This window comes from Protofrankia sp. CiP1_Cm_nod1, assembly GCF_920888515.1.
Classification (GTDB): domain Bacteria; phylum Actinomycetota; class Actinomycetes; order Frankiales; family Frankiaceae; genus Protofrankia.
This window is the reverse complement of sequence record NZ_CAKKTM010000146.1, coordinates 1-5,631: the sequence shown is the minus strand read 5'-3', so window position 1 is coordinate 5,631 and position 5,631 is coordinate 1. Positions and strand designations below refer to the sequence as shown.

The 5,631-nt window shown below is 72.2% G+C and carries 3 protein-coding genes and 1 pseudogene; all 4 read right to left on the bottom strand.

Annotated features, from left to right (window positions below):
* Nucleotides 1-954 (bottom strand): annotated as a pseudogene (locus tag NBX02_RS07270) (hypothetical protein); the annotation flags it as partial.
* Between the two features lie 333 nt (nucleotides 955-1,287).
* Nucleotides 1,288-2,049 carry a TIGR03936 family radical SAM-associated protein gene (locus NBX02_RS07265; protein ID WP_250285400.1) on the bottom strand — a complete coding sequence of 254 codons (762 nt, stop codon included), beginning with the start codon at nucleotides 2,047-2,049 and terminating at the stop codon, nucleotides 1,288-1,290.
* A complete protein-coding gene (locus NBX02_RS07260; protein WP_250285399.1) occupies nucleotides 2,033-4,096 on the bottom strand; it encodes a TIGR03960 family B12-binding radical SAM protein in 2,064 nt (687 codons plus the stop codon). The genes NBX02_RS07265 and NBX02_RS07260 overlap by 17 nt, the downstream gene beginning before the upstream one ends.
* Before the next feature lie 157 nt (nucleotides 4,097-4,253).
* On the bottom strand, nucleotides 4,254-5,477 hold the full coding sequence (gene rodA / locus NBX02_RS07255; protein WP_250285398.1) for a rod shape-determining protein RodA: 1,224 nt from the start codon (nucleotides 5,475-5,477) through the stop codon (nucleotides 4,254-4,256).
* Between the last annotated feature and the right edge of the window lie 154 nt (nucleotides 5,478-5,631).

Genomic DNA, 5,631 nt, shown 5'->3' with positions numbered 1-5,631 from the left:
GGCCGGGCCGGCCTGCCCGGCCCGGGGCCGCGCGGGCTCATCGGGGTCCGCCGGCTCCCGGTCCGCCGCCGGCCGTGGGTCGTCGGCCCCGGTGCGACCGGAACCGGGTGTGCTGTCCAGGCCGTCCTCGTCGGGACGGCCGGGCGCCCCGTCGAAGGCGGCGCTGTCCAGCTCGTCGATGTTGTCGGTCTCCTCGTCGGCGCGAGCCCGGCCGCGTCCCCGCCGGCCACGGCGGCGCCGGCGCGTCGAACCGCCGTCGCCGTCGCCGTCGCCGTCGCCGTCGTCGGCCGCCAGATCGGCCGCCGTCGGCGCGTCGACATCGGTGTATCCGGCGAGCTCCGGCTCGGGCTCGGGATCTTCGTCGACGCGCGGGCCGGCGCCAACGGCCGGCCCCGGCCCGGACCGCGCGTACCGCCGGTCCCCACCGGTATCGGCAGACGGGCCGGCCGCGGCGGTGGCCACTTCGCCGGAGCCGTTCACGGCGTCCCCGTTCACCCTGTCGGCACCGAACGAGAAGGTGTCGCTGGCAGGTGGCGAGGACTCACGGCGGCGGCGCTGCACCAGCTCGATCGCGGCGGGTTCGGGCGCCTGGAAGGTCACCGCCGTGACCGCCCGGCCACGGCGCAGCCGTGGCTTCGCGGCCGGGGCGGCGTCGCCGGTCGCCGACGTCCGCGGTCCGCCGGCCCGCGTGGCCGCGGAACCACTAAGATCAGAAAGGGACGGATCAGGCTCGGACGCGGCCGGCAACGACCGCTCGGAACCGGTGGGTTGGACGGCCGTCGGCTGCGCCGCCGTTACCGACGGCTCTGTTACCGGCGGCTCAGCCGACCGAGCCGGCCGAGCCGGTGCCGACGGCGCTGCCGTCGACAGCGCGGCTGCCGGTTCTGGCGGATTGTTCGTCGCGGCGGCCGGCTCGCTGGTCACGTCCTCGCTGGTCACGTCCTCGCTGGTCACGTCGCCGACGGCTACCGGTTCGTCCGGTGGCAACGGCGTACCGGGTGGCTCGGGTGACCCGGCCGGGGCCTGCGCGCTGATGTCAGCGGCGGTTGCGGCCCCGTTCCCGGTCAGGAGCTCGGGCGGAGGTCCGGCTGATCGTCCGGCGGCGCGCCGCCGTCTCGGCGCTGGACGAGTGATGAGTGTCTCATCGGAGCCTGTCAAAATGTCTTCGGGCACGGGTTATGAAGCCTCTCGGGGTCCCCGGGCGCGCTGCTGTCACAGTCGCGACCGCTCAGGAACCACTGTCTCGGTCCGGCGGCGTACCACCGGCGAATCCTGCGACACCCTGCATCACGCATCGATTCGGCCGACCAGTCGTCCCGCGTCGTCGCGGTCCGGCATGAGCGGATCCGCCACGGTGCCATCCGCCAGCAGCCGACCTTGCCCGAGCCGCAGTGGTTCGGGTGGTACTGGCGGCCGGAGGCCGGCGACCACACAGAGGGCGGTCAGCATGTCGTCGGGTCGTACGGCGGGCGTCGTGTGCCGCACAACCGTATCCAGTATCGCACACGTGTCGTTCTCCGCACGGCAAACCATCAAGACCACTGCCTGACGGACATCGAAGCGCCGATGTCCGTCCTTGGTGACCCGCTCCACCTCCACCAGGTCACGGGCGAGCAGCACGTCGACGGCGGCGGCCAACGCGGTGGGCGCGACACCCGGCAGCCGGATCCACCAGTGCGACGCGTCCACCAGCTCCGCCAGCGGTGTCGCGGCCGCCTGCGCGCAGGCCACCACGTCCAGCCCGGCTGGCAGGGCCGCGTCCAGCGCCTCCCCCAGCGCCCGGGGCTGGCGGTGCTCGGCCAGGGCGAGCTCGACGTACTCGGCCTCGCTGGCGGCGCCCGTGGGGGCGGCGCCCAGCCAGGAGATGCGCGGATGCGGGCTGAAGCCCGCCGAGTACGCCATCGGGACGCCCGCGCGCCGCAGGGCACGCTCGAAGGTCCGTGCGACATCCCGGTGGGACAGAAAACGCAACCGCCCCCGCTTGGCGAACCGCACCCGCACCCGCGCGACGACCGGTGGCGGGGGCGGGCCCTCAGGACGCCGCGGCATCGGCTGTCCTGCCGGCGCTGTCCGAGGCGCCGGGGCCACCCGGGTTCCCGAGTCCGTCGGGGGCACCGGGGCCGTCGGGGGCACCGGGGCCGTCGGGGGCACCGGGGCCACCGGTCCGGCCCGGCCCGGTCGACACGAGCGGCAGGAGGGTCCGGCCGGTCGGGCCGATCTGGGTCTGCGTGCCCATGGCCGGGCAGACCCCGCAGTCGTAGCAGGGGGTCCAGCGGCAGTCGTCCAGCTCGGCGCCGCGCAGCGCCTCCTGCCAGTCCGACCACAGCCAGTCACGGTCGAGGCCGGAGTCCAGGTGGTCCCAGGGCAGTACCTCGCGCTCGTCGCGCTCACGGGTGGTGAACCAGTCGAGGGAGACCCCCAACGGCTCCAGCTCCGCGGCGCAGGCCTTCTCCCAACGCTCGAAGGAGAAGTGCTCGCTCCATCCGTCGAACCGGCCACCGTCGCGCCATACCCGTTCGATCACCGCGCCAACCCGGCGGTCACCGCGGGCGAGCAGACCCTCGATCACGCCCGGGCGGCCGTCGTGGTAGCGGAAACCGATCGCCCGCCCCACCTCCCGGTCGCCGCGGATGGCGTCGCGCAGCAGCCGCAGCCGGGCGTCGGTGACCTCATGGGAGGCCTGGGCCGCCCACTGGAACGGTGTGTGCGCCTTGGGCACGAAGCCGCCGATCGACACCGTGCAGCGGATGTCGCGGTGCCCGCTGGCCCGCCGCCCGGCCCTGATCACCTCGCGGGCGAGGCCGGCGATCGCCAGGACGTCCTCGTCGGTCTCGGTGGGCAGGCCGCACATGAAGTACAGCTTCACCTGCCGCCAGCCCTGGGCGTAGGCGGTGCTGACCGTGCGGACCAGGTCCTCCTCGCTGACCATCTTGTTGATGACCCGGCGCAGCCGTTCGGAGCCGCCTTCCGGGGCGAAGGTCAGCCCGCTGCGCCGGCCGTTGCGGGAGAACTCGTTGGCCAGTGTGACGTTGAACGCGTCCACCCGGGTCGAGGGCAGGCTGAGCGAGGTGTGGGTGCCCTCGTACCGGTCGGCCAGGCCCTTGGCCATCTCACCGATCTCGCTGTGGTCTGCGCTGGACAGCGACAACAGCCCGACCTCGGTGAACCCGGAGGCCGCCAGGCCCCGGGCGACCATCTCGCCGACGGTGTCAATGCTGCGCTCCCGGACCGGACGGGTGATCATCCCGGCCTGGCAGAAGCGGCAGCCACGCGTGCAGCCGCGGAAGATCTCCACGCTCATCCGCTCGTGGACGGTCTCCGCCAGCGGGACCAGCGGCGCCTTCGGGTACGGCCAGGCGTCCAGGTTGCTCACGGTGTGCTTGGCCGGCCGGGCCGGCACCCCGGGACGGTTCGGGGTGACCGCGCGGATCCGGCCGTCCGGCCGGTAGTCCACGTCGTAGCAGGACGGCACGTAGACCAGCCCGCGCCGGGCCAGCCGCAGGAGCAGCTGCGCCCGCCCGCCGGGCCGGCCGGCGGTCTTGAAGGCGCGGACGACATCGGTGATCTCCAGGACCGCCTGCTCGCCGTCACCGAGGACGACCGCGTCGACGAAGGCCGCGACCGGCTCGGGGTTGAACGCCGCGTGCCCGCCCGCGATGACGACCGGATGCCGCTCGTCCCGGTCGGCGGCGTGCAGCGGGATGCCCGCGAGGTCCAGGGCGGTCAGCAGGTTGGTGTAGCCGAGCTCGGTGGAGAAGCTCACCCCCAGCAGGTCGAAGTCACCGACCGCGCGGTGGGCGTCCACGGTGAACTGGGGGATGCCGTGCTCGCGCAGCAGCTCCTCCAGGTCCGACCAGACCGAGTAAGTGCGTTCGGCCAGGACGTCCGGCTGCTCGTTGAGGATCTCGTAGAGGATCTGGACGCCCTGGTTGGGAAGGCCGACCTCGTAGGCGTCGGGATACATCAGGCACCAGCGAACCAGCGCGTCCGCCCAGGGCTTGACCTGGGAATTTCCTTCGCCGCCGAGATAGCGCACGGGTTTGCGGACCCGCGGCAACAGCGGTTCCAGGCGAGGGAACAGCGACTGTCCGGACATGTCCGCGAGCCTACGGCACACAAGCCGGCCAGCGACACGGCCGACGACGGACGGCTGCTGTCGGCGACCGACAAACACCATCGGCAACCACCGAACACTGCCGGCAACCGATGAACACGGTCAGCGGCGGATCCACCGGGCCAGCCTCACCAGGTCATCACAGGGCGTAAGGGTCTGAACGGGACCGTAGCCGGACGTTCTGCAACAGACCGACCGCCAGCAGGTTGGCGAACATCGACGACCCCCCGTAGGACAGGAACGGCAGGGGCAGCCCGGTCACCGGCATGACCCCCAGGGTCATCCCGATGTTGACGAACATCTGGAACGCGAACCAGCACACCACCCCGGTAGCGATCATCGTACCGAAGGTGTCACCGGAGTCGAACGCGATCGTCAGGGCCCGCCACAGCACCACGCCGAGCAGCACCAGGACCCCGCCGGCACCGAGAAAGCCCAGTTCCTCCCCGGCGACCGTGAAGACGAAGTCGGTCTGCTGCTCGGGCACGAACTGGCCCTGGGTCTGCGTCCCGCCGAACAGGCCGCGGCCGGCCAGGCCGCCGTTGGCGATCGCCGTCATGGCCTGGTCGACGTTGTAGCCGGTCGACGAGGTGTTCTGGTTGTCCCGGACGAACTCGGTCAGCCGCGCCTCCTGGTACGGCTTGAGCAGATGGAACTGCAGGATGGCCCCGCCGAAGAGGATCCCGCACAGAATAAGCCCGATCACCCACCTGCTCGGGGCGCCACTGACCGCGAGCATGCCGAGAATGACGAACACGAACACCATGACGGTGCCGAAGTCCGGCTGCATCATGATGAGCGCCATCGGCACGGCCGCCAGCGCGAGCACCAGAATGACGTCCTGGTGGCCGGGGCTGAGCCGGATGCCGGTGTCGCGGTCGTCGTGTTTCTCCCCGAGAACCATCGCCATCCCGAGGATGAGCGCCACCTTGGCGAATTCCGAGGGCTGCAGCTGGAAACCGGCCGGCAGGACGATCCAGGAGTGCGCCCCGTTTATCGTCGAGCCCACCAGCAGAACGGCGACCAGGCCGAGCAGCGATCCCAGGTACACGAACGGCGCGTATGCCCGCAGAATGCGATAGTCGACGATCGTCGCCACACCCGCGAGCACCAGCCCGATGGCCAGGTTGAGCAGGTGGCGCTTGAGGAATATCTGCGGGTCGCCGCCGCTCTCGGTCTCGCGTTGCCGGGTGGCGGACCACACCAGCAGCGCCCCGAGCACCGACAACATGATCACACAGATCTGCAGTGGCCAGTCCAGCCGGCGCAGCGGGGAGTGCCGGCCCGACGCCCGGTCGCGCAGCTGGCCGATCCGGCCGCGCGGTGGGACCGGGGACGAACGCAGGGCCGTCGGGCTCGTCATGAACCCTCCATCCATGATCGCCGATAGAAGAGCGGGTGGCCCGGGAGCCCTCGACGCCAGCCGGAACCAGCGCTGGGAGGAGCCCCGGGATGCGCGGGGACGGCGGGCGGCCCGCGGGCGGCGGCGTCCACCGCGCCCGGGACCGCCGCGGGCG

What these genes read in the sequence shown, in the direction of transcription:
- rodA (WP_250285398.1), bottom strand. Translation starts at nt 5,477, where the DNA reads ATGACGAGCCCGACGGCCCTGCGTTCGTCCCCGGTCCCACCGCGCGGC.
- NBX02_RS07265 (WP_250285400.1), bottom strand. Translation starts at nt 2,049, where the DNA reads ATGCCGCGGCGTCCTGAGGGCCCGCCCCCGCCACCGGTCGTCGCGCGG.
- NBX02_RS07260 (WP_250285399.1), bottom strand. Translation starts at nt 4,096, where the DNA reads ATGTCCGGACAGTCGCTGTTCCCTCGCCTGGAACCGCTGTTGCCGCGG.